Genomic DNA, 20,168 nt, shown 5'->3' on the forward strand with positions numbered 1-20,168 from the left:
ATGCCTGAATTACCCGAGGTCGAGGTCACGCGCCGTGGCTTGTTGCCGGTAGAGGGTGCGCTGATTGAGCAGGTCACGATCCGTCATCATGGGCTGCGCTGGCCGATTCCTGCCGAATTGCCGCAGCACCTGCAAGGACAACGCCTGCTCAAGCTGACCCGGCGTGCAAAATATATTCTTGCCGAGATTGGCACCGATGCGCCCGCAGGCGTGCTGTTATTACACTTGGGGATGTCTGGCCGGTTGTGCCTGCTGGAACGCGACTTTCCTGCAGAAAAGCACGACCACTTTGATATCCGCTTTGCCGATGGCCGGGTGATCCGTTTACGCGATCCCCGCCGCTTTGGCGCCGTGTTATGGCTGGGGCAGGCGCCATTGCAGCATGCGTTACTGAGCAGCTTGGGCCCGGAACCGCTTGAAGATGCATTTAATGCCGAATATCTTTACCAGCAGTTACGTACGCGCAACGCCCCGATCAAGACCACCATTATGGATGGTCATGTGGTGGTCGGTGTCGGTAATATCTATGCAAGTGAGTCGCTTTTCCGTGCCCGCATCCACCCTGAAACACCAGCCAAAGCACTGACGCTGGCACAGTGCGCGTTACTGGTACAAGAAATCAAGGCGACCTTGCAGTCTGCGCTAGCCGCGGGTGGAAGCAGCTTGCGTGATTTTTTTGGCGCAGACGGCAATCCCGGGTATTTTCAGCAGACGTATACCGTGTATGGCCGTACTGGCGAGCCTTGCCGCGTGTGCGCGCGTCCTATTCAGAATATCCGCCTTGGGCAACGCTCGACTTTCTACTGCGCCCATTGTCAGCCACGACCAGCCGATCTGGCCGTGCTCAAGCAGCGTTAGGCTTCATCGACATCGGGGCGTATGCAATTGCGCCCGGCCCGTTTTGCTGCATATAAGTGGTGGTCGGCGCGCTCTACCACCTGGCCCATGGATTCATCGTTGTGCATCTCGGCCACGCCGGCACTGACCGTGATATGAACCACCTTGTTGTTAAAATGAAACTGCAGTCCGGCCACCGCAGAGCGGATCAGTTCAGTAATATCGCGGGCATGCTGCAGATTGCAACCTGATAGCAACAATAAAAACTCTTCGCCACCCCAGCGGCACACCACATCCTCTTCACGCACATGTGATTTAATCAGTTGCGCGACACGGGCCAGAACGCGGTCCCCCGCTTCGTGACCATAAGAGTCATTTACCTGCTTGAAGAGATCAATGTCAATCAAGACCAGCGATAAAGCCTCATCCCGGCGTTTGCGGCGGGCCTCGGCCTGCTGGAAGTAAAACTCAAACACCTGGCGACTGGTGACGCCGGTCAATTTGTCCTGGGTGGCCATGGCCTCCAGTTTGTCATGGTAGCCACGTACAGCCACGTGGGCGAGGAACAGCACGATGGCACTAATCACCAGGGCCACCGCCAGGTTAATCATAAACGCGGTTTCAATGCGCTCAGAACTTGGATCATTCACTTGCTCCACAATCAGGTACCAGTCAAACTCGGGCACCAGACGGCTATTGAGGTAAAGCGTGCTACCGTTATTGGTTTTAAAAGAAAACGACGCGCTCGGAGAGGTCAGTACCTTTAAAAACGCTTTGTCCAGGCCGGACTTGTTCTGCAGGTGCAGCTCAGAGTGGTAATGGCTGCTTTGTAGCATCACCTCGCCCTGGCGGTTGACGAAGTAAATTTCACGGCCATAGCGTTTCTGGTAGTTTTCAATCAATTCCACCACCGTTTGCAAGGACAAGCCTACGCCGATCACGCCAATAAATTTGCCGGATTTATCTTCAATGCGGTAATTGACGAAGATGCTGAGCCGTTTGTGGTCGGCGGTATCACGGTCTATATTAATCACATAAGGGTGTGGGGCATCCTTGGCGGTGAAATACCAGCTGTCGTCTGGATTCTTTTTGGAAACCTGCTTGATGACGCCAGTAGGGTGGTAGTAGTTCAGTGAACTCTCTGAGACAAAGAAGGCGGTGATGGTGTTATATTTTTTTTGGATTTGAGCCAGGTAACTGGTCATTCTGCTGGCATCTTGTTCACCGCCATTGACCCAGTCAAACACAAAGACGTCGTTCGCCATGAGCGATGAAATCAGCAAGGGTTGTAGCAGGTCCCGCTGGATTTCAGAGTAAATGTTATCGCTGGTCAGCGGCAGCATTTCCTGCTGCAAGCGCTCAGTCAATGAGTCTTTGGCCACGAAGTAGCCGATCAGGCTAGTCGCCACAAACCCCGCCAGTACGATTGCACTGAGAATAACGGTATAGAAACGCTTGTTTACGACCATAAAATAACCTGAAGATGCCAGAACAGCACTATAAAGTGCTGAGTTAACGGTGGATTATCACAAATTCCCAACCGTGTTGTTTGCGTGAATAATCCGCTTTTTAATGCCGTATTCACGCAATTGGCATGAATGTTTCCCGGCGGCGATAGCTTGGCTAATGCGGGTGCGACCTGGCAGCATGTTCATGCAGGTAACCCGCTGCCGGGGCAGGGGTGCCGCCCATTTTTTGTGGTAACAATGAGCCTATGACCATGGCTACGGCACTGACCAGCAGCCCAATCAATTGCGCCGGGATCAGGCTGTTTTCCACCATCACTTCGAGCAGGACCCAGCTGGCAATGCCCAATACAATGGCTGCGAGTGCACCCTGGCTGGTCGCCCGTTTCCAGAAGGCGCCAAATAACAAGGGCACAAAAGCACCGGCCAGCGTGACCTTGTAAGCACTTTCCACCATGCCAAAAATAGACAGTTCGGAGTTGAGGGCGTAAAACAGCACCATGGCTGCGAACCCAACCAGGCATAGCCGCATGACACGCAAAAAGTGATGATCACTCATATGGGGCATGAAGCCTTTGACCACGTTTTCTGCAAAACTGACCGACGGGGCCAGCAAGGTGGCAGAAGAGCAGCTCATGATGGCAGAGAGCACTGCGCCAAAGAAGATCGCCTGTGCCAGCAATGGCGTATGCGTTAACACCAGCGTGGGTAAGACACGCTGTGAATCAGTGTCGACCAGGGTACCAAACGTGGCCGGATCAATCAGGGTTGCCGCATAGGCAATAAACATGGGCACAAAAGTAAAGCAGAAGTAAATACTGGCGCCAAATAATGAACCCCACAAAGCGATTTTTCCGGATTTGGCAGAGGTGATACGTTGAAACACATCTTGTTGCGGAATAGAACCCAACATCATGGTCAGCCAGCCTCCCATAAAGGTCAGCCAGATACTCCAGTCCGTGCTTTGCGGGAAAAAATGTAATTTGCCGGCATCGCGGGCATGGGCAATCACCGGGGCGATGCCACCTGTTTGGCCGGAGACCAGATAGGCGATAAATAGCAAGCCGCCTATGACCACAATCATCTGCACAAAATCGAGGATGGCGACAGACAGCATGCCGCCCAGGGTGGTATACGTGAGCACGATGGCTGTGCCCAGAATCATGCCGGCTGGTTCTGAAATCGAGCCATTGCTGATCAGGTTGAAAATCAGCCCCAGCGCTTTGATTTGCGCTGCCACCCAACCCATGTAAGAGATCACGATGGCCAGTGTGGTCAGTACCTCGACGCTGCGGTTGTAGCGCATGCGGTAAAAGTCGCCTAAGGTAAGGATGTTGAGTTTATACAGGCGGCTGGAGAAGAAAATCCCGGCCAGAATCAGGCACATGCTGGAGCCGAACGGGTCTGCGGCCACCCCCGTTAAGCCTTCGCGCACAAACGTGGCGGATACGCCAAATACGGCTTCGGCGCCAAACCAGGTCGCGAACACGGTGGCGGTGACCACCGGTAACGGCAAGTGCCGGCCTGCAACCGCGTAATCCTTGGTGCTGTGCACATTCCTGGCAGCGAACAGGCCTATCCCGATAGAAACCAGTAAATACGCCACCACAAACCAGATCAGCACAGTCCGTTTCCCCTGATGAATGACAAAACGCAGATTTTAAAACAAAACCCGGCCCGCACAGGGGTTCTCACTCTGGATGCAGTAAAAAAGGCCTGAAAATCAGGCCTTTTTTACAAATCTGCACGTTTGTTTGCCACTATTCCACCCGTTTCCAGGTTTGCGAACGGCCAATGAGTGAAATTCCAATAAAGCCACGTACGTCAAGCTCGTTCCCGTTAGGGCTGAGTGTCATTTTACATTGGTAGGTTTTACCATTTTCCGGGTCCAGAATCTCCCCGTTTTCATACACATTGGCTTTGCCACTGGCTTTCAAGTGTTTGGCGATGGTCATGCCGATGATTTTTTGCCCTTTACGCTCGTCGGTGCATTTGTCACAGACCGCGTCACCGGTGTCGGTCGGTAACAGACCTTTTTCAACGGTGGCATGGTATTCACCGCCAGCCTCGGCAATGCGCACCAATGAGCGGGGTTTGCCGGTTTTATCGTCCGTGGTTTGCCATAGACCGCTTAAATCCGCGGCCTGCAAGACCATTGGTAACATCATCAATACTGCAACCAGTGACTTTGTGGGGGATACCATCATGCACTCCTTTAGTGATTGAACAGTAAAAACAGGCTGGCAAATTGTAACAATACCAGCACGAGAATAGCCATGGTTGCCCATTTTTGCCAGCTGGCCTGCTTGTGCTGGCGGTCTAGCAAAGCATCCATCCGGTGCTGTTGTTTTGCCATGTCAGTTTGATTGCGCAGATATTGTTCCAGCAGGCGTGGCATTTCAGCGGCATGCGCAAGCACATAGGGAAGCTCGCGTTTGGCTGATTTAAGCAGGCTGCGCCAGCCGATCTGTTCACTCATCCAGCGCTTGAGAAATGGTTTGGCACTTTGCCACAAGTCGATGTTCGGATCGAGCTCACGGCCCAGACCTTCAATATTGAGCAAGGTTTTTTGCAACATGATCAGTTGTGGCTGGATATTCACCCCAAAGCGGCGGGACATCTGGAACAGGCTGAGCAAGGTACGGCCAAACGAAATTTCCTTAAGCGGCTTTTCAAAAATGGGTTCACAGATGGCGCGTACGGCTGTTTCCAGCGCCTCAACATTGGTATCTGCCGGTACCCAGCCTGACTCGATATGCGCCACGGCCACATCGCGGTAATCACGATTGAAAAAAGCAAGGAAGTTCCGGGCCAGGTAATATTGATCGGTAGGCGTCAGGCTACCCATAATGCCAAAATCCAGCGCAATAAACTTGCCTTTGTCTGGCCCCTCGGTGACTACCTGGATATTGCCCGGATGCATGTCCGCATGAAAAAAACCATCACGGAATACCTGCGTAAAAAACACTTCTACGCCTTCATGGGCGAGCTGGGTCAAGTTGATACCATGGGCTTTGAGGGTTGCGGTTTCGCGGACTGGCGTGCCAAACATACGCTGCATGGTCATGACTTGCTTGCGTGAATAGTCCCAGTACACGGTCGGCACCAGCAAACGGCGGTCGCTGAAGTTGCGGCCCAATTGTGCACATTGCGCGGCCTCCAGCGTCAGGTCGAGTTCGTGCTCGGTGTGACGGGCAAATTCCTCTACCATTTCTTCCGGCTTCAGGCGCCGCCCTTCACTGGAAAGTTTTTTGACCCACCAGGCCAAGGTACGCAGTAAAGCGATGTCTCTATGGATAATGGTGGCAATGTTGGGACGCAGCACTTTCACGGCGACCTGTTCGCCGCTATGCAGTTTGGCAAAATGCACCTGTGCTACTGAGGCACTGGCCACCGGAACCGCGTTAAATTCGGCATAAACTGTCGTCAGCGGTGCATCAAAGGCCTGCGCAATAATCCGCTCTACCTCTGGGTAAGGAAATGGGGGTACCTGGTCTTGCAGTTTGGTCAGTTCATCAGCGACATCTGGCGGCAACAGGTCGCGCCGGGTAGACAGCATCTGGCCAAATTTGACAAAAATCGGGCCGAGTTTTTCAAGGGCCAGGCGTAGGCGCACGGCACGCTTTTCTGGCGCATGCCGCCAGAAAAGCAACCCGTTGAGTAGTCGTGAACCCAGGCCGGGTTGATCGTCAAGGACAAAGAAAATATCCAGCCGATACCAGATCAGCATGCCGATAATATGAAAAAAACGTATCCAATGCATCAGAGCTGACTTTCTGCGGGGGCTTTTGCGGCCAGTAGTTTTTCTACGCGTTGCTGCAGGCGGTCAGTATCTTCCCTGAGCTGGTCCACCGCCTGGTTAAATTGTGCGATGCGGCTCTTTTTGGCCAGTAGTGGTTGTTCCTCTTGCCAGTATTCCACCAGCATTTCACCCAAGTTTTTGGCCTGGCCCTGCAGGCGCTGCATGGTTTGCTGGCCAAACTGCACCACCTCAAAAGCAGCTACATCGCCAACGACTTTACTCAGGTCTTCTTCGACATCCCAGCGGACGGCGGCCAGAATCTTGCCGATTTCCATCCCCATGGCACTGTCACCCTCAATCTTGATCAGGCTGTGCGCCTGCGGGTCTTGCCGCAACAGGCGCATAACCAGGCTAGGGGGCAGATGGATGGTGGCCTCTGCCGTAGCAGTTTCACCAGCGACCGCCAGCTCACCATTGCTCAACACGGTCAGCATCACTTTGGCGACTTTAAAGTCCAGGCAAATTTGGGTGTGGGCGTAAGGCTGTAACTTGGGCGCAGTCCAGCGGTTTTGCTGCATGAGATGCTGCAGCACAAATTGGATCAGAGGTTTGAACATGGATTTAGAGCTTTATCCCTTTATGCAGCGCGACTACGCCAGCTGTCAGATTGTAGTAGTCGACCTTGTCAAAGCCCGCTTCATGCATCATTTGTTTCAGGGTTTCCTGGTCGGGGTGCATACGGATGCTTTCGGCCAGGTAACGGTAGCTGGGCTCATCATTGGCGATCCATTTGCCAAACTTGGGCAGCAATTTGAATGAATAGGTGTCGTAAAGTTTCTCCAGCGGTTGCCAGACCTTGGAAAATTCCAGCACCAGCAAGCGTCCACCACGTTTGAGCACCCGTTGCATTTCTTTGAGCGCAACGTCTTTGTGGGTCATGTTGCGTAGACCAAAGGCGACAATGACGCAGTCGAAGCTTTCATCCGCAAACGGCAACCCCTCGGCATTGCATTGGGTGGCCGGGATCGTCAGGCCGGCATCAATCATGCGGTCACGTCCCACGCCCAGCATGGAGGCATTGATATCGGTCAAAATGACCGTGCCGGGGTTGCTGGCTGCTTGTGTCCCCACTTTTTTGGCAAACAGCCGAGACAGGTCGCCACTGCCACCTGCAATATCCAGCACCTTGTCACCCGGCCCCACGCCACTGATGTCGACGGAAAAACGCTTCCACAAGCGATGCATGCCTGCCGACATGACGTCATTCATGATGTCGTATTTTTGCGCTACCGAATGAAAGACTTCGCCGACCTTTTTTTGCTTGTCGCGTTCATCGACGGTTTCAAAGCCAAAGTGGGTGGTTTTTTGCTGATCAGTGTTGGGTTGCATGCTTGGGTTCCTTGCGCGTATGGCCTGCCATCGTCAGTTTGGCGATGTAGTCTTGCCACAGGCTTTCATAATGTTGTGCCAGATAATACAGATAATCCCATGAATACAGCCCGGTATCATGACCATCATCAAAAATCAGTTTGATTGCATAGCGGCCGACCGGTTCAATCCCGCTGATGTTCACATCCTGCTTGTCCAGTTGCAACACTTCCTGGCCTGCACCATGCCCGCGGACCTCGGCAGAAGGGGAGTACACACGTAAAAACTCACAAGACAACATGCATTCCGTCTGGTTATCGAAATGAATTTCCAGCAAGTGGGAGCCCTGATGTAACTGGATCAGGGTAGGGATCGGGCAATCAGGATGTAGACCGCTCATATTGAAGAAAACCGTGTTTGGAGCCGTTAACTTGAATATTGCGCATGATAGCAGATGCACGCGGCTACCGCATGGCAAGCAAATGTTTCATCTTAGGGTTGATAATTCATTTTATTTATGAATTAATAGCTGTACTTGCATGATTTATTTGATCTTTTAATAATTCATGTTAGATTATAGAAAAATAACAAAAAGTAGGTCACCTTAATAAAATTGCAGCAGGTCCTATGGAAAATAACCGACTGGCACAACAATTTGATTTGTATACACGCTGGCGTCAATCGATTGCGGATGTATTGGGAGAATATCGGCGCTGGATTGCTGACAAGCAACTCAGTGACGTGCAACTAGAAGAGCGCATCCAACAGCAACTCAACCGTTTACGCGAAGACAAGCTGAATGTGGCGTTTGTCGCCGAGTTTTCGCGCGGCAAGTCTGAACTCATCAATGCCATTTTCTTTTCCGGTTATGGTCACCGCTTGTTACCTTCCGGCGCAGGACGTACCACCATGTGTCCCACCGAGTTGCGTTATGACACCGGTAAACCTGTGAGCCTGTCACTGCTACCGATTGAAACCAACAGTCACCAGATTTCCATTACTGAATATCGCCGCATGCCCCAAGCCTGGTCTGTGGTGGAGTTTGATGCACACTCGCGCGAAAGCATGGTCGAGGCTTTTAAAGAGGTGAGCCGTACCCGCCGCGTCACGGTGGAAGAGGCGCAGTCTTTGGGCTTGTACCATCCTGACAATGCAGACGACGCCATGCTGATCGGCACGGATGGCTTGATGGAAATCCCTTGCTGGCGCTATGCCATGATCAACTTTCCACATCCCCTGCTCAAGCAGGGATTGGTGATTCTCGATACCCCTGGCCTCAATGCCATTGGTGCCGAGCCTGAGTTGACCATGAGCATGTTGCCTAACGCGCATGCCGTGCTATTTATTCTGGGCGCAGATACCGGCGTCACTAAGTCCGAAATGGAAGTCTGGCGCCGTTATATCAGTGGGGCACGCTGGAAGCAAAAGGGCCGCATGGCGGTGCTCAACAAAATTGACGGGTTGTGGGACCCGCTCAAGACGGACGATGAAGTAGAAACCGAACTCTACCGCCAGTTACAACAGACGGCAGAGTTGCTCGGCTTGTCTCGCGACCAGATTTTACCCACCTCTGCCCAGAAGGGCTTATTGGCCAAGGTGAAGGGTGATGTCGCCTTGCTGCAAAAAAGCCGCTTGCTGCAACTGGAGAAAAATCTCTCAGATGAGTTGATTCCGGCCAAACAGGAAATTGTGCGCGAGAGCTTGCAGGGCGAAATCGACGACATGATGCAACAAACGCGGGTGACGCTTGAAACCCGCTTGCAAAGCGTGCTCGACCAATCAGATGAATTGCGCTGCCTGCAAGGTAAAAATGAAGATGTGATTGCGCAGATGATGCGTAAGGTTAAGCAAGATAAAGTCAATTTCGAAGTTGGCTTGCAGCGTTACCAGGCCTTGCGCAGCGTGTTTGCGGTGCAATCCAATCAGCTATTCCATCATTTAGGCATGCCTGCGCTCAAGAACAAAGTCCGCGAAACGCGTGACACCATGATGAAGGCGGCCTTTACCAAAACCATGCGCCAAGCCATGGATGATTTTTTTGGCGATCTGAAACGCCGGATGATGGACGCCGACGTGCATGTGCTGGAGATCAAGAAAATGATGGAAGCCATGTATGAAAAATTCTCCAAAGAGCATGGCTTGTTACAAAAATCGCCGCCACCGTTTTCCACCTCGCGTTACCTCAAGGCGTTGAATAAACTGGAAGGTATTTACCGGGATCAGTTCAATACTACCTTTAACATGATTGCGCACGAGAAGCTGACGTTGACCAGCAAGTTTTTTGAGACGCTGGCCAGCCATGTCATTCTTGAATATGAAGCCGCTAACCGCGATACGGAAAGTTGGCTCAAAGCAGTGATGGCACCGATGGAGAGCCAGATGCGCGAGCATCACGTGCAGCTCAAGCGCCGGGTGGAAAGTATTAAACGCATTTACCAGGCCACAGATACCCTGGAAGAACGCATTGCTGATCTCGAACAATTGGAGCTGTCTATCCGTCAGCAATTGGCGGATCTAGAGCATCTGCATGCCAAAGCGATGGCAGCATTGATTCATGAAGAGGTGGTCGTGCAGGCGGCCTGAGTGGCGGTGCGTTAAGGCGGCGCGCTTAATACGGCTAGAAGGTGAATATAAAAAAACGGGTGCCTGGCACCCGTTTTTTTTATTTGCTTTCCAGCATATAGGTTTTGATTTTTTGCATCGCCTTTTGCTCAATCTGGCGGATACGCTCGGCAGAAACACTGAATTCTGCGGCCAGGTCATGCAAGGTGGCGGCATTGCCTTCGGTCAGCCAACGCGCCTGCAACACGCGACGGCTACGTTCATCCAGTTGCTGCAAGGCCATACTCAAACCTTCTGTCTGCATGTGTTCGGTTTGCAGATTCTCCAGCAAGGTAGAAGGCTCAGGGCCTTCATCTTCGAGGAAGGCAATCGGGCTATACACTTCTTCGCCATCTTCATCCACTTGCGCATCCAGCGAGATTTCCTGGCCATTGAGGCGGTATTCCATCTCTGTGACTTCTTCTGGCTTCACATTGAGTTCAGTGGCAATGCGTTGAACATCATCCTGGCTCAAGGTTTCGAAGCCTTGCTTCATGCTGCGCAAGTTAAAAAACAGCTTGCGTTGCGCTTTGGTTGTCGCTGTTTTGACCAGGCGCCAGTTACGAACAATGTATTCATGAATCTCTGCCTTGATCCAATGCATGGCAAAAGAGACCAAGCGCACGCCACGATCCGGGTCAAAGCGTTTGACGGCTTTCATCAAGCCGATATTACCTTCCTGGATCAGGTCTGATTGTGGCAGTCCGTAACCGCTGTACCCACGGGCAATGCTGGCGACTAGGCGTAAGTGCGAAACAATCAGCGCACGCGCAGCCTCAAGATCGCCGCTCTGTTTCAGGCGGGTCGCATAACCGTATTCTTCTTCAGCTGTCAGTACCGGAAACTGCTTGATGGTTTGCAGGTATTTATCCAGGCTGTCAGCCGATGAAACGACAGGTAATGTAAAAGCGTTGATAGCAAACTCCTTAGTATCAAAAGAGGTTTAAAACAATTTTAGCACTCAATGAGAGAGAGTGCTAGCCTCTGGTAAAGTTCCTGGCTACTGTCGCATTTTATAAAGTCCATCATTGTTGAAACCGCGGATAAGCTCTTGTTTTTACCATCAATTTTTCATCACTATCTGCTGCTTGGCTGGGGCGTTGGCAGGCGGGGAATCATGGGTGGATATTCATATGGCGGACAGTCAATGCGGGCTTGAATATGCGGGCAGAACTGCGAGGGGCGTCGGTCGTGCAACTTCACTGGTCCTTGTAAAACAACGAGGCCAAAACAACGGGGCGCACCCGCTGTATCAAGCTTGGCCGCACGGCCAGCATTTAAATCAGTCGACTACTATCCGTTGTGATCATTGGGCTTTTCTCATGACGTATGAGAGCCTCATTCTTCAGAGATTGCCATTTGCTGGAATCAATGAAGGATGAGGCATGGTAAAGGGTTTTGCTGACGTAGTGCTTACAGGTTAGTCTGATTGCAGACTAATCCCGGCCATGACCATGGCCGTGGCCTGGGCCACCACCAGGTCTGCCCCCTGGTCCGGGTGGGCCACCCTCCCGGCGATCCCAACCGGGGCCTGGCCCAGGTGGACCAGGATGGTCCCGGTAATGCGGGACATAGACATTCTGGTACCAGTTGTCTTGGACAAAATACACTTGATGGCCACATGCGCCATACCCGCCGCAATAGCGTGCCCAATGTTTCATGTGACCGGGCGGCACATGCAAATACATCGGCGGTTGTACGACGGCGACTGGGGGTGGCTGGATAATCACCGGCTGCGGATAGACCACTTGTGGGGCCGGATAAGCATCCCCAATGACAATCTGCCCATAGAAGCCGGGTTGCCCCACGCTCACAGCAACCCCTGCCTCCGCAGGGATGGCCATTGCTCCGGTCCAGAGGACGACACCCGCGATACATTTTCTGATCATTGTTGCCTTCTTTCTTAGTAGTAACACAACATGAAGTTTTAATGACATGGGCGGATTGTAGAAAGGATATGTCTCGTCGAGCAGTCTCATGATTCTGATAGCGTTGTCAGATTGTGCTGACAAGCGGCCAGACGATTTTCCTGTTCAGGGACTTTCTCAACGGGTGCTGGTGACAATGCCGTGCGTCGAGGTCGCAGCATACTTCCCCTATGGTCACTAGTAAGCTCGAAATATGGCTAAGTGACGGCAGTGAGCCTGCTTTAATAAATTCTGACAAGGCTATCAGTGCTCACCCGATAATCGCCTCACCGCTCGCGTCTTAAGATGGCCTCACACATTGCAAATATCACTCTAATCTTCCAGATTAAACGGTGCAATGTGACGGTAATCTGGATACGAAAAGGAGATAGTCATGGCTTCAAATCAAAGTAATACCCGTGGTGGCTCTAGTGAACAACATGCAAAAGCTGGTAGCCAAAGCCATAAAAACCAGAGCAGTAACCAAGGGTCTTCTACCCGCGGAGGGACCAGCGAGCAACACGCGAAAGCTGGTAGCCAAAGTCATAAAAACGACTAGTTTATGACCAAGCCCGGCGAACTTATCCTTCGCCGGGTTATTTTTTTGAGCTGCCTGGCGGATGCTCCCGCAGGCACAATTTATTCCTCTAGGGGAAGATTAATCAGGCAACCCAATCCATGAATAGACGCCTCCCTGTCGGCGCAGAGCCCCATCCAGAAGGGGGCATGCATGTCCGGGTCTGGGCACCGCAAGTCCAGCAACTTTCCCTGATCCTCAATAGTGATACCGACCATCCTTTCCGTATGCAATCTGAAGCCGATGGCTATTGGGCCGTGTGGTTATTACAGGCGCAGGCCGGTGACCGTTACCAGTTTCAGCTGAATGAGCATCATCAGTTGTACCCAGACCCTGCCTCATTTTATCAACCCGAAGGGCCGCACGCAGCCTCGTGCATGGTCAACCATGCCGCTTTTAGTTGGGAGGATTTAGCGTGGACTGGTGTCAACTCGCCACGCCAAGTGCTTTATGAGATGCATATCGGCACCTTCACTGAGGCAGGCACCTTTGCCGCCGCCGCAGCGCGGCTGGAAGCACTGACTGCGCTGGGGATTACTACTATTACTTTAATGCCGGTTGCAGAGTTTGATGGTGACTTTGGCTGGGGCTACGACGTAGTCGGGTTTTACGCTCCTTATCATGTTTATGGGACGCCAGAGGACTTCAAGAGATTTGTGAACGAAGCTCACCGGCATGGATTGGCCGTGATCCTCGATGTGATTTATAACCATGTCGGTAACAGCGGTGCTTATTTATCTGTCTTTAGCGATCATTATTATTCGCGCCACTACCGGAGTGACTGGGGCGCTGCCATAAACTTTGACAGTCCCGGCTCCGCCCAGGTGCGGACTTATTTCATTGCCAATGCGGTTTATTGGATAAACATTTTTCATCTGGATGGCCTGCGCTTTGATGCAACGCATTTTGTTTACGACGCTTCCGAGCAACATGTGATTGCCGAGATGGTGACGCAAGCCCGGCAAGCCGCGCCAGACAAAACCCTGTATTTTATTGGCGAGAATGAACCGCAACATGCCTCAGCCACTGATCCGGTTTTACTGCACGGGCTGGGGTTGGATGCCGTCTGGAATGATGATTTTCACCACAGTGCCAATGTTGCCTTGCATGGCAAACGCGAGGCTTATTTTCATGATTACCGCGGCCATGCCCAGGAGCTGGTATCGTCGGTTAAATGGGGATATCTGTATCAGGGCCAGTATTATGCCTGGCAAGCCAAGCTGCGTGGCACACCTGTACTGGGTAAGGCCGCCAGTTGTTTTGTGCATTACTTGCAAAATCATGACCAGATAGCCAATTCCGGCTTTGGCCGTCGCATTCATCAACATGCCAAACCGGCTGATTTGCGGGCAATGACGGCCTTGCTACTGTTGGCTCCGCAGACGCCGATGTTATTTCAGGGCCAGGAGTTTGCCGCCTCGGCGCCTTTTCTATTTTTTGCGGATCATGCGCCTGACTTGGCTGCTAGTGTGGAAATTGGCCGCATCGAATTTTTGTCGCAGTTTCCGAATTTGCAATCGCCCTTGAGTCTAGCCTATCTGGAGAAAGCGGAAAGTGAAAAAACGTTTGCGCGCTGCAAGCTGGACCATGAAGAGCGGGAGCGGCATGCCGACATTTATTTGCTGCATCATGATTTGCTGAAATTACGCCGCGATGATCCGGTATTTGCGGATCCGCTCAATGTCGATGGTGCGGTACTTTCCGAGTCCGCTTTCCTGCTCCGTTTTTTTGCCAATCCCCCGCATCAGGATCGTTTGTTGCTGGTTAACCTGGCGGCAGATTTATGGTGTGAGTCGGTGGCTGAGCCACTGCTGGCGCCGCCTGCGGCGGGTAGCTGGCAGCTCGCCTGGTCTAGCGAACATCCCAAATATGGCGGCGAAGGCATCCGCGAGATTGATTTAGGCAGTTCATTTGCGTTGCCGCACAGCTCGGCCCAGGTGTTTGCCGCGGTTGTGCCATCTGCTCAGGAGTAATCATGTCCTCGTTATTACAGATTAACCGCATCTTGCCCATCACCAGTGATGCTGAAAGCTTGCTCAATCAAGAGTGGCTGGTCACCAATGGCTTGGGGGGCTACGCTTCCGGCACGATTTCAGGCGCCGTCACCCGCCGTTACCATGGTTTTTTGACGGCTTCGCTCCCGGCACCGCTAGGCCGTATCGTCATGCTGAATCATTTGTCCGAGCAAGTGATCCGCCCAGACGGTGTACGGGTGGACCTCACCGCCGAGGAGTTAAGTGGCCGCCGCTTGCAATTGCCGGGTTCGCAATCGCTCAAGGCCTTTCGGCTTGAGATGGGGCTACCGGTCTGGCGCTACGAAATTGATGGCATGGTGCTGGAAAAACGCGTCATGATGCCTTATGGGCAAAACACGACCCATATCTGTTATGAGTTGCTGGAAGGCGATGTCTTGCAACTGGAGCTCCGGCCATCCATTCACTTCCGCCCGCAAGAAGCCACGGTTGAGCGCGAGTTTGTCAAAAACTACACGCTGATGGTCAATGACGACCAGTTTGAGATTCACGCGGACTCAGACTACCCGCCCTTAAGGCTGTGTTTGTGTGGAGAACATGCGATTTTTGTCATGGACAGGCGCAAACGTTCTGATATTCATTTCCGGGTGGAGGAAGCGCGTGGCTATCCGCACACCGGCCATCACTGGAGCCCAGGCGCCTTTGCACTGACCTTGTTACGTGAGCAGCCGGCGACCTTGATCGCCTCCACCGAGTCGTGGGAGGTGATACGCTCCAAGCCGCCAAGAGAGGCCTGCGCGCTTGAAATGAGCCGCCGCCAGGCATTGATCCAGGCGGCGGCACCGGCCTTGCAAAGTGGCTTGGGTGCTGAACTGGTGTTAGCTGCAGATCAATTCATCATTACCCCGGCTGGCCGGCCGGATGAAGCGGTGAACGCCAAGGCAGGCGGCAGTGAGGCACGCACGATTATCGCCGGCTATCACTGGTTTACCGACTGGGGCCGCGACACCATGATCAGTCTGGAAGGGCTGACGCTGGTGACCGGACGCCAGCAAGAGGCCGGTTATATTTTGCGCACCTTTGCCAATCACGTAAAAGAGGGCCTGATCCCCAACATGTTTCCAGAGCATGATAAAACGGGCGTATATCACACTGCCGATGCCAGTTTGTGGTTTTTTCATGCGTTGCATCGCTACCTGCAGGCAACGCATGACCGTGAAACCTTGCGCGTGGTCTTGCCCAAGCTGATCGAGATTGTCGAACACCATGTCCGCGGCACGCTGTTTAATATTGGTGTAGATCCGGCCGACGGCTTGCTAAGGCAGGGCGCCGAAGGCTACCAACTCACATGGATGGATGCCAAGGTCAATGGCTGGGTGGTGACCCCGCGCCGCGGCAAAGCCGTGGAACTGAATGCGCTCTGGTATAACGCCTTGCGGCTACTGGCAGGCTGGGTGGCACAAGAGGATGGCGAATATGCCATGCCATGGCTGCACGAACTGGCCGAACAGGCCTACCATTCATTTAATGCTCGCTTTTGGTATGCAGAAGGAGGTTATTTATATGACGTGGTTGATGGCGAGACCGGCGATGATAACGCTTGCCGGCCTAACCAGTTGTTTGCCATCGCGCTGGATCATGAAGTCCTGCAAAAAAGGCACTGGCCAGCGGTGTTCGCCACCATCCGGCAAGAACTGCTCACCCCTGTGGGATTACGCACCCTTTCCAAGCGGCACCCCGACTATAAACTGGCTTATGTGGGCGACCTGATGGCGAGGGATGCCGCTTATCACCAAGGCACAGTATGGGCCTGGTTAATGGGCTTATATATTGATGCTTGGTTAAAAATCCATCCTGAAGCCAACGCAGAAGCACGAGCCTGGCTGATCCATTTTGACCAGCATTTGAACCAGGCCGGGGTGGGCACCATCAGCGAAGTGTTTGATGCCGAGACCCCTTATACGCCCGGCGGCTGTATTGCCCAAGCCTGGAGTGTAGGTGAGGTATTACGCTGCCTGGCCAAAACCGCACCAACCAATGTCACTGTCCAGTAGCGGGGCAACTGCTGAGTTTCAATGCAATAAGATTGCTTATTTCACATTCCTGACCGCCATCCAGCCTAAGTCATGCATACAAGAAACGAACGCCCGTTTAAAGGTTTGCGTCTTGTAGTTGGGTAGATAGGGCTCGCCCAACTTTTTCTCGCAGCTCGCCTGATCCCTGGATAACTGGTTGGGAAAGGCCCCCATTTTCCACCAAGAGTTAATCGAATACTCCACATCTGGCCCATCATTCACCGTGCTATGGGTGGCTGGCGCGGGCTCTGGCGTCTCTGCAGACTGGACAGAAGAGCCAGTTGTAGTTGGCGTCGCCGCAGGCATGGCTTGTGGTTTTTTTGCAACAGGCGCAGGTTCGGCTTTGGTTGCTGTTTCTTTAGATAAATCAATAAAAGGACTCGGCTTGCTTTGCATGCCAGCGCGGTTATCTGTCGCCTCAATGGTCGCAAATAAAGGATCAAAAGCATCCATCTGTGGTTTTTTCCAGCCATGCTCTGCCAAACACGCTGAGAACTGGTCACCTGTGCCGCGACAGGCTTGATGCGCCCGCTCAATGTCCTGCTGGCTCGCTCCCTGCTTATAAGTAAGTTGTCCACACCCCGCTAATATAGTGGTGATGAATAGGTAAGTTAAAAGACGCATTGCGAGTCCTGTTCGTGATTTGTTATGCGCAGTCTAGCGGGCTTTTCACACCCTCGCCACTACGCAAATTGACGTATTTGTCCTACATGCCCCTCTCGTTAAGCTGAGCGCAAGTTTTGATCAACTGTGATTGTTTGAATTTAACGAGAAAGGGAACTTAGATGATGAACTTGAAAAAATGTGCCTTGCATACTGCAGTAGCAATGGCTTGCGGCTTGGGTGCACAACTGGCAAATGCAGGTGCCACAATCAACTTTGGCGAAGACAAATATGTTGGCCTGGGTTTTGGCTTTATCAGTAGCTATAACTCAAAAGAAGATGCTGTGAATCAAGGCAGTGATCGTTCGAATGACTTTGCACTGGACAGCGCTCGTATTTATATCTCCGGTTCCTTTAACAAGTATATCAAAGGCATGCTGAACACTGAAAAATCAGGTGGCGGTTCAGCTGGCTCTAATGTTGAAGTGATTGATGCCAACGTGCAATTCCAGGTGACGCCTGAAGTATCCATCTGGGCCGGTCGTTTCCTGTCACCAAGTGACCGTGCCAACATGGCAGGTCCTTACTACTCTATGGGTGGTGGTTACTGGGCAAACATCGCTTCACGTTATGGCTGGAACGGTGGTGTGATTGGTCGTGATGACGGTGTGGCCATGGTTACCAGCTTTCTTGAGGATCATCTTGGCGTTTCATTCGGTGCCTTTGAAGGTAACCAGATTTTCCGTTTTAGCGGGGTTGGCGCGCAGTCACAATCTTCAACGCACAAAGATAACCTGATGTATGCCGGTCGCGTGCAATATGACTTCTGGGACGCTGAACCAGGTTATTACGGTACCGGTAACTACTTTGGTGCTAAAGACATTCTTGCCATCGGCGTCGCTGGGCGTTACAAAAAAGATGGTGTCGTCAGCCCTACCAATGTGGTGGGTGATTACAAAGCCTACAGTGTCGACTTCTTGTTAGAGAAAAAAGATGTTGGTCCTGGCACTTTCTCTGCTGAAGCCGCTTACTACTACTACGGCACTGATGGTGTGTTTAAAGGTGAGCAAGGTCATGCATACTCCGCTGGCTTGGGCTACCTGTTCCAGGAGCAAGTAGGCTGGGGCAAATTCATGCCTATCATCCGTTACCAAAAATTTAACGCTGATGGTGTGACAAGCTACAACTCGACAACCACAGCTTTTACCAATACTACAAGCGGCGGCACAAGCAAACGCTTTGAAGTGGGTACCAATTACGTGATTGCACCTTACAACGCGACTTTGACTGCCGTCTATGGCAAAGAAGATACCGCGACGGCTTCTAACAAAGATTTCGTCCGAGTCGCCCTGCAGATGCAGTTCTAATCAACACCTTATAACCCTTTCCCACAAAGGAGATGAGCGTAATGAAAACAATAGTGAAGTTGGATTTGGATAAAAAACCATGGGAGCAGGACGGCCAGATTCATAACCGCTGGCACCCCGACCTGCCAATGATTGCCATGGTGAAGCCAGGGGATGAGTTCCGTGTCGAGTGTATGGACTGGACAGGTGGTCAGATTGGTAACAACGATAGCGCCAATGACGTGCGTGACGTAGACCTGACCCAGGTGCACTACCTGAGTGGCCCGATTGGCGTGGAAGGTGCCGAGCCGGGTGACTTGATGGTCGTGGACATTCTGGATGTGGGTACATTTGATGACTCACAATGGGGTTTCAATGGCTTGTTTGCCAAGGAAAATGGGGGCGGCTTCCTGACCGACCATTTCCCTGAAGCGAGCAAAACCATTTGGGACTTCCATGGCGTGTACACCACCTCGCGTCATGTGCCTAAGGTGCGTTATGCCGGCATTATGCACCCAGGCCTGATTGGCTGCCTGCCATCCAAGGAGTTGCTCGATACCTGGAACAAGCGTGAAGGTGACTTGATTGCGACGGATCCTGACCGCGTACCTCCACTGGCTTGCCCACCGACTTCACAATCTGCCGTCATGGGCCGCCTGAGCGGCGATGCTGCCAAAAAAGCAGCCGCCGAAGGGGCACGTACCGTGCCACCACGCGATCACGGTGGTAACTGCGATATTAAAAACCTGACCAAAGGCTCACGTGTGTACTTCCCGGTCTACGTGAAAGATGGCGGTCTCTCCATGGGTGACCTGCACTTCTCTCAAGGCGACGGTGAAATCACTTTCTGTGGCGCGATTGAAATGGCCGGTTACCTGGATATCAAAGTGGGCCTGATCAAGGATGGCGTGAAGAAATACGGGATTAAAAACCCAGTCTTCCAACCCAGCCCAATCACTCCGACCTACCGTGATTACATGATTTTTGAAGGGATTTCGGTAGACGAAGCAGGCAAGCAACATTACCTGGATGTGCATATTGCTTACCGCCAGGCTTGCTTGAACGCCATTGAGTACCTGAAAAAATTCGGTTACAGCGGTGAACAGGCGGTTTCCATCCTGGGGACGGCACCAGTAGAAGGCCATATCAGTGGCATCGTCGATATCCCTAACGCTTGCGCCACCTTGTGGATCCCGACCGAGATCTTTGAGTTTGATATCCGTCCTAACGCGGAAGGGCCGAAGATCATGGTGCCGCCGGGTGTAGATGTTTCATTTACCTCATAAGGAGTTGCGCAGATGCCTTTGTATGAATATGAGTGTGACAGTTGTGGCGTGTTTACCGCGCTCCGCAAAATGAGTGAGTCCAGCTTGCCTGCCGAATGTGACTGCTGTGGTGCCGTGAGCCCACGCATCCTGTCGGTGCCCAAGCTGGCCATCATGGACAAAATGCAACGGTCCGCGCATGAACGTAACGAGAAATCTGCGAACGAGCCGCGTACAGCCAGACGTTCCAGCTGTGGCTGTACCGGATCACACACTTGTAAAACCAAGCCGCCGGTGAACCAGGATACAGGGAAACCAGGCTTGCAAATGCAGACCAAGAAAACGGCCAGGCCGTGGATGGTCGGGCATTAATCAGCGACATCAATCCCTTAATTATTGATTTTATTG

The 20,168-nt window shown here is 52.4% G+C and carries 18 protein-coding genes; 8 read left to right on the forward strand and 10 right to left on the reverse strand.

Going from position 1 to position 20,168, the window contains the following annotated elements; genetic code table 11:
• The gene (mutM, locus tag ACIDF8_RS02875; protein WP_412009111.1) at positions 1-858 is read left to right on the forward strand and encodes a bifunctional DNA-formamidopyrimidine glycosylase/DNA-(apurinic or apyrimidinic site) lyase; all 858 of its coding nucleotides are present in this window, start codon (positions 1-3) and stop codon (positions 856-858) included.
• On the opposite strand, the gene ACIDF8_RS02880 is transcribed toward mutM, so the two are convergent.
• The 7 genes from ACIDF8_RS02880 to ACIDF8_RS02910 all read right to left on the reverse strand — a co-directional run bounded on the left by ACIDF8_RS02880 (position 855) and on the right by ACIDF8_RS02910 (position 7,813).
• Positions 855-2,306, reverse strand: coding sequence for a sensor domain-containing diguanylate cyclase (locus ACIDF8_RS02880; protein ID WP_412009112.1), 1,452 nt, complete (start codon positions 2,304-2,306; stop codon positions 855-857). The genes mutM and ACIDF8_RS02880 overlap by 4 nt on opposite strands.
• A 154-nt stretch (positions 2,307-2,460) precedes the next feature.
• Entirely contained in the window at positions 2,461-3,927 is a 1,467-nt protein-coding gene (locus ACIDF8_RS02885; protein ID WP_412009113.1) for a sodium:solute symporter family protein, read from the reverse strand.
• 136 nt (positions 3,928-4,063) lie between these two features.
• Positions 4,064-4,510: a DUF2147 domain-containing protein gene (locus tag ACIDF8_RS02890; protein ID WP_412009114.1), complete on the reverse strand. Its 447-nt coding sequence runs from the start codon at positions 4,508-4,510 to the stop codon at positions 4,064-4,066.
• 8 nt (positions 4,511-4,518) lie between these two features.
• Positions 4,519-6,066: a ubiquinone biosynthesis regulatory protein kinase UbiB gene (ubiB, locus tag ACIDF8_RS02895; protein ID WP_412009115.1), complete on the reverse strand. Its 1,548-nt coding sequence runs from the start codon at positions 6,064-6,066 to the stop codon at positions 4,519-4,521.
• The gene (locus tag ACIDF8_RS02900) at positions 6,066-6,662 is read right to left on the reverse strand and encodes a ubiquinone biosynthesis accessory factor UbiJ (RefSeq protein WP_412009116.1); all 597 of its coding nucleotides are present in this window, start codon (positions 6,660-6,662) and stop codon (positions 6,066-6,068) included. Before ACIDF8_RS02900 ends, ubiB begins: the two co-directional genes overlap by 1 nt.
• A gap of 4 nt (positions 6,663-6,666) precedes the next feature.
• Entirely contained in the window at positions 6,667-7,434 is a 768-nt protein-coding gene (ubiE, locus tag ACIDF8_RS02905) for a bifunctional demethylmenaquinone methyltransferase/2-methoxy-6-polyprenyl-1,4-benzoquinol methylase UbiE (protein WP_412009117.1), read from the reverse strand.
• Positions 7,418-7,813 carry a gamma-butyrobetaine hydroxylase-like domain-containing protein gene (locus ACIDF8_RS02910; protein WP_412009118.1) on the reverse strand — a complete coding sequence of 132 codons (396 nt, stop codon included), beginning with the start codon at positions 7,811-7,813 and terminating at the stop codon, positions 7,418-7,420. Before ACIDF8_RS02910 ends, ubiE begins: the two co-directional genes overlap by 17 nt.
• A gap of 227 nt (positions 7,814-8,040) precedes the next feature.
• Here ACIDF8_RS02910 and ACIDF8_RS02915 point away from each other — a divergent pair, with 227 nt between their 5' ends.
• Positions 8,041-9,996 (forward strand): dynamin family protein, encoded by a 1,956-nt coding sequence (locus tag ACIDF8_RS02915; protein WP_412009119.1) that lies wholly within the window; start codon positions 8,041-8,043, stop codon positions 9,994-9,996.
• A gap of 79 nt (positions 9,997-10,075) precedes the next feature.
• Here the strand turns inward: ACIDF8_RS02915 and rpoH are convergent, their stop codons facing one another.
• The gene (gene rpoH / locus ACIDF8_RS02920; protein ID WP_412009640.1) at positions 10,076-10,930 is read right to left on the reverse strand and encodes an RNA polymerase sigma factor RpoH; all 855 of its coding nucleotides are present in this window, start codon (positions 10,928-10,930) and stop codon (positions 10,076-10,078) included.
• 520 nt (positions 10,931-11,450) lie between these two features.
• A complete protein-coding gene (locus tag ACIDF8_RS02925) occupies positions 11,451-11,903 on the reverse strand; it encodes a hypothetical protein (RefSeq protein ID WP_412009120.1) in 453 nt (150 codons plus the stop codon).
• A gap of 412 nt (positions 11,904-12,315) precedes the next feature.
• On the opposite strand from ACIDF8_RS02925, the gene ACIDF8_RS02930 reads away from it, so the two are divergent.
• The 3 genes from ACIDF8_RS02930 (at position 12,316) to ACIDF8_RS02940 (ending at position 16,525) form a co-directional block, all read left to right on the forward strand.
• Complete coding sequence (locus ACIDF8_RS02930) at positions 12,316-12,480, forward strand: hypothetical protein (RefSeq protein ID WP_412009121.1); 165 nt, start codon at positions 12,316-12,318, stop codon at positions 12,478-12,480.
• Between the two features lie 119 nt (positions 12,481-12,599).
• Positions 12,600-14,471 (forward strand): alpha-amylase family glycosyl hydrolase, encoded by a 1,872-nt coding sequence (locus ACIDF8_RS02935; RefSeq protein ID WP_412009122.1) that lies wholly within the window; start codon positions 12,600-12,602, stop codon positions 14,469-14,471.
• A gap of 2 nt (positions 14,472-14,473) precedes the next feature.
• The gene (locus tag ACIDF8_RS02940) at positions 14,474-16,525 is read left to right on the forward strand and encodes an amylo-alpha-1,6-glucosidase (RefSeq protein ID WP_412009123.1); all 2,052 of its coding nucleotides are present in this window, start codon (positions 14,474-14,476) and stop codon (positions 16,523-16,525) included.
• A gap of 36 nt (positions 16,526-16,561) precedes the next feature.
• Here the strand turns inward: ACIDF8_RS02940 and ACIDF8_RS02945 are convergent, their stop codons facing one another.
• Positions 16,562-17,170: a hypothetical protein gene (locus tag ACIDF8_RS02945; RefSeq protein ID WP_412009124.1), complete on the reverse strand. Its 609-nt coding sequence runs from the start codon at positions 17,168-17,170 to the stop codon at positions 16,562-16,564.
• A gap of 161 nt (positions 17,171-17,331) precedes the next feature.
• Between ACIDF8_RS02945 and ACIDF8_RS02950 the strand changes: the two genes are divergently transcribed.
• Genes ACIDF8_RS02950 through ACIDF8_RS02960 form a run of 3 tightly spaced genes read left to right on the forward strand, consistent with a single transcriptional unit; the run spans position 17,332 to position 20,132 of the window.
• The gene (locus ACIDF8_RS02950) at positions 17,332-18,516 is read left to right on the forward strand and encodes a porin (protein ID WP_412009125.1); all 1,185 of its coding nucleotides are present in this window, start codon (positions 17,332-17,334) and stop codon (positions 18,514-18,516) included.
• A gap of 41 nt (positions 18,517-18,557) precedes the next feature.
• On the forward strand, positions 18,558-19,781 hold the full coding sequence (gene fmdA / locus ACIDF8_RS02955) for a formamidase (RefSeq protein ID WP_412009126.1): 1,224 nt from the start codon (positions 18,558-18,560) through the stop codon (positions 19,779-19,781).
• A gap of 12 nt (positions 19,782-19,793) precedes the next feature.
• Entirely contained in the window at positions 19,794-20,132 is a 339-nt protein-coding gene (locus tag ACIDF8_RS02960) for an FmdB family zinc ribbon protein (RefSeq protein ID WP_124552087.1), read from the forward strand.
• The last annotated feature ends 36 nt before the right edge of the window (positions 20,133-20,168 follow it).

It is taken from the genome of Methylophilus sp. 3sh_L (assembly GCF_046766015.1).
In the GTDB taxonomy this organism is placed as follows: Bacteria; Pseudomonadota; Gammaproteobacteria; order Burkholderiales; family Methylophilaceae; genus Methylophilus.

Bases quoted from the DNA above. Each gene is read 5' to 3' on its own strand.
- mutM (WP_412009111.1), top strand. From the start codon at position 1: ATGCCTGAATTACCCGAGGTCGAGGTCACGCGCCGTGGCTTGTTGCCG.
- ACIDF8_RS02880 (WP_412009112.1), bottom strand. From the start codon at position 2,306: ATGGTCGTAAACAAGCGTTTCTATACCGTTATTCTCAGTGCAATCGTA.
- ACIDF8_RS02890 (WP_412009114.1), bottom strand. From the start codon at position 4,510: ATGATGGTATCCCCCACAAAGTCACTGGTTGCAGTATTGATGATGTTA.
- ubiB (WP_412009115.1), bottom strand. From the start codon at position 6,066: ATGCATTGGATACGTTTTTTTCATATTATCGGCATGCTGATCTGGTAT.
- ACIDF8_RS02900 (WP_412009116.1), bottom strand. From the start codon at position 6,662: ATGTTCAAACCTCTGATCCAATTTGTGCTGCAGCATCTCATGCAGCAA.
- ubiE (WP_412009117.1), bottom strand. From the start codon at position 7,434: ATGCAACCCAACACTGATCAGCAAAAAACCACCCACTTTGGCTTTGAA.
- ACIDF8_RS02910 (WP_412009118.1), bottom strand. From the start codon at position 7,813: ATGAGCGGTCTACATCCTGATTGCCCGATCCCTACCCTGATCCAGTTA.
- ACIDF8_RS02915 (WP_412009119.1), top strand. From the start codon at position 8,041: ATGGAAAATAACCGACTGGCACAACAATTTGATTTGTATACACGCTGG.
- ACIDF8_RS02925 (WP_412009120.1), bottom strand. From the start codon at position 11,903: ATGATCAGAAAATGTATCGCGGGTGTCGTCCTCTGGACCGGAGCAATG.
- ACIDF8_RS02930 (WP_412009121.1), top strand. From the start codon at position 12,316: ATGGCTTCAAATCAAAGTAATACCCGTGGTGGCTCTAGTGAACAACAT.
- ACIDF8_RS02935 (WP_412009122.1), top strand. From the start codon at position 12,600: ATGAATAGACGCCTCCCTGTCGGCGCAGAGCCCCATCCAGAAGGGGGC.
- ACIDF8_RS02940 (WP_412009123.1), top strand. From the start codon at position 14,474: ATGTCCTCGTTATTACAGATTAACCGCATCTTGCCCATCACCAGTGAT.
- ACIDF8_RS02945 (WP_412009124.1), bottom strand. From the start codon at position 17,170: ATGCGTCTTTTAACTTACCTATTCATCACCACTATATTAGCGGGGTGT.
- ACIDF8_RS02950 (WP_412009125.1), top strand. From the start codon at position 17,332: ATGATGAACTTGAAAAAATGTGCCTTGCATACTGCAGTAGCAATGGCT.
- fmdA (WP_412009126.1), top strand. From the start codon at position 18,558: ATGAAAACAATAGTGAAGTTGGATTTGGATAAAAAACCATGGGAGCAG.
- ACIDF8_RS02960 (WP_124552087.1), top strand. From the start codon at position 19,794: ATGCCTTTGTATGAATATGAGTGTGACAGTTGTGGCGTGTTTACCGCG.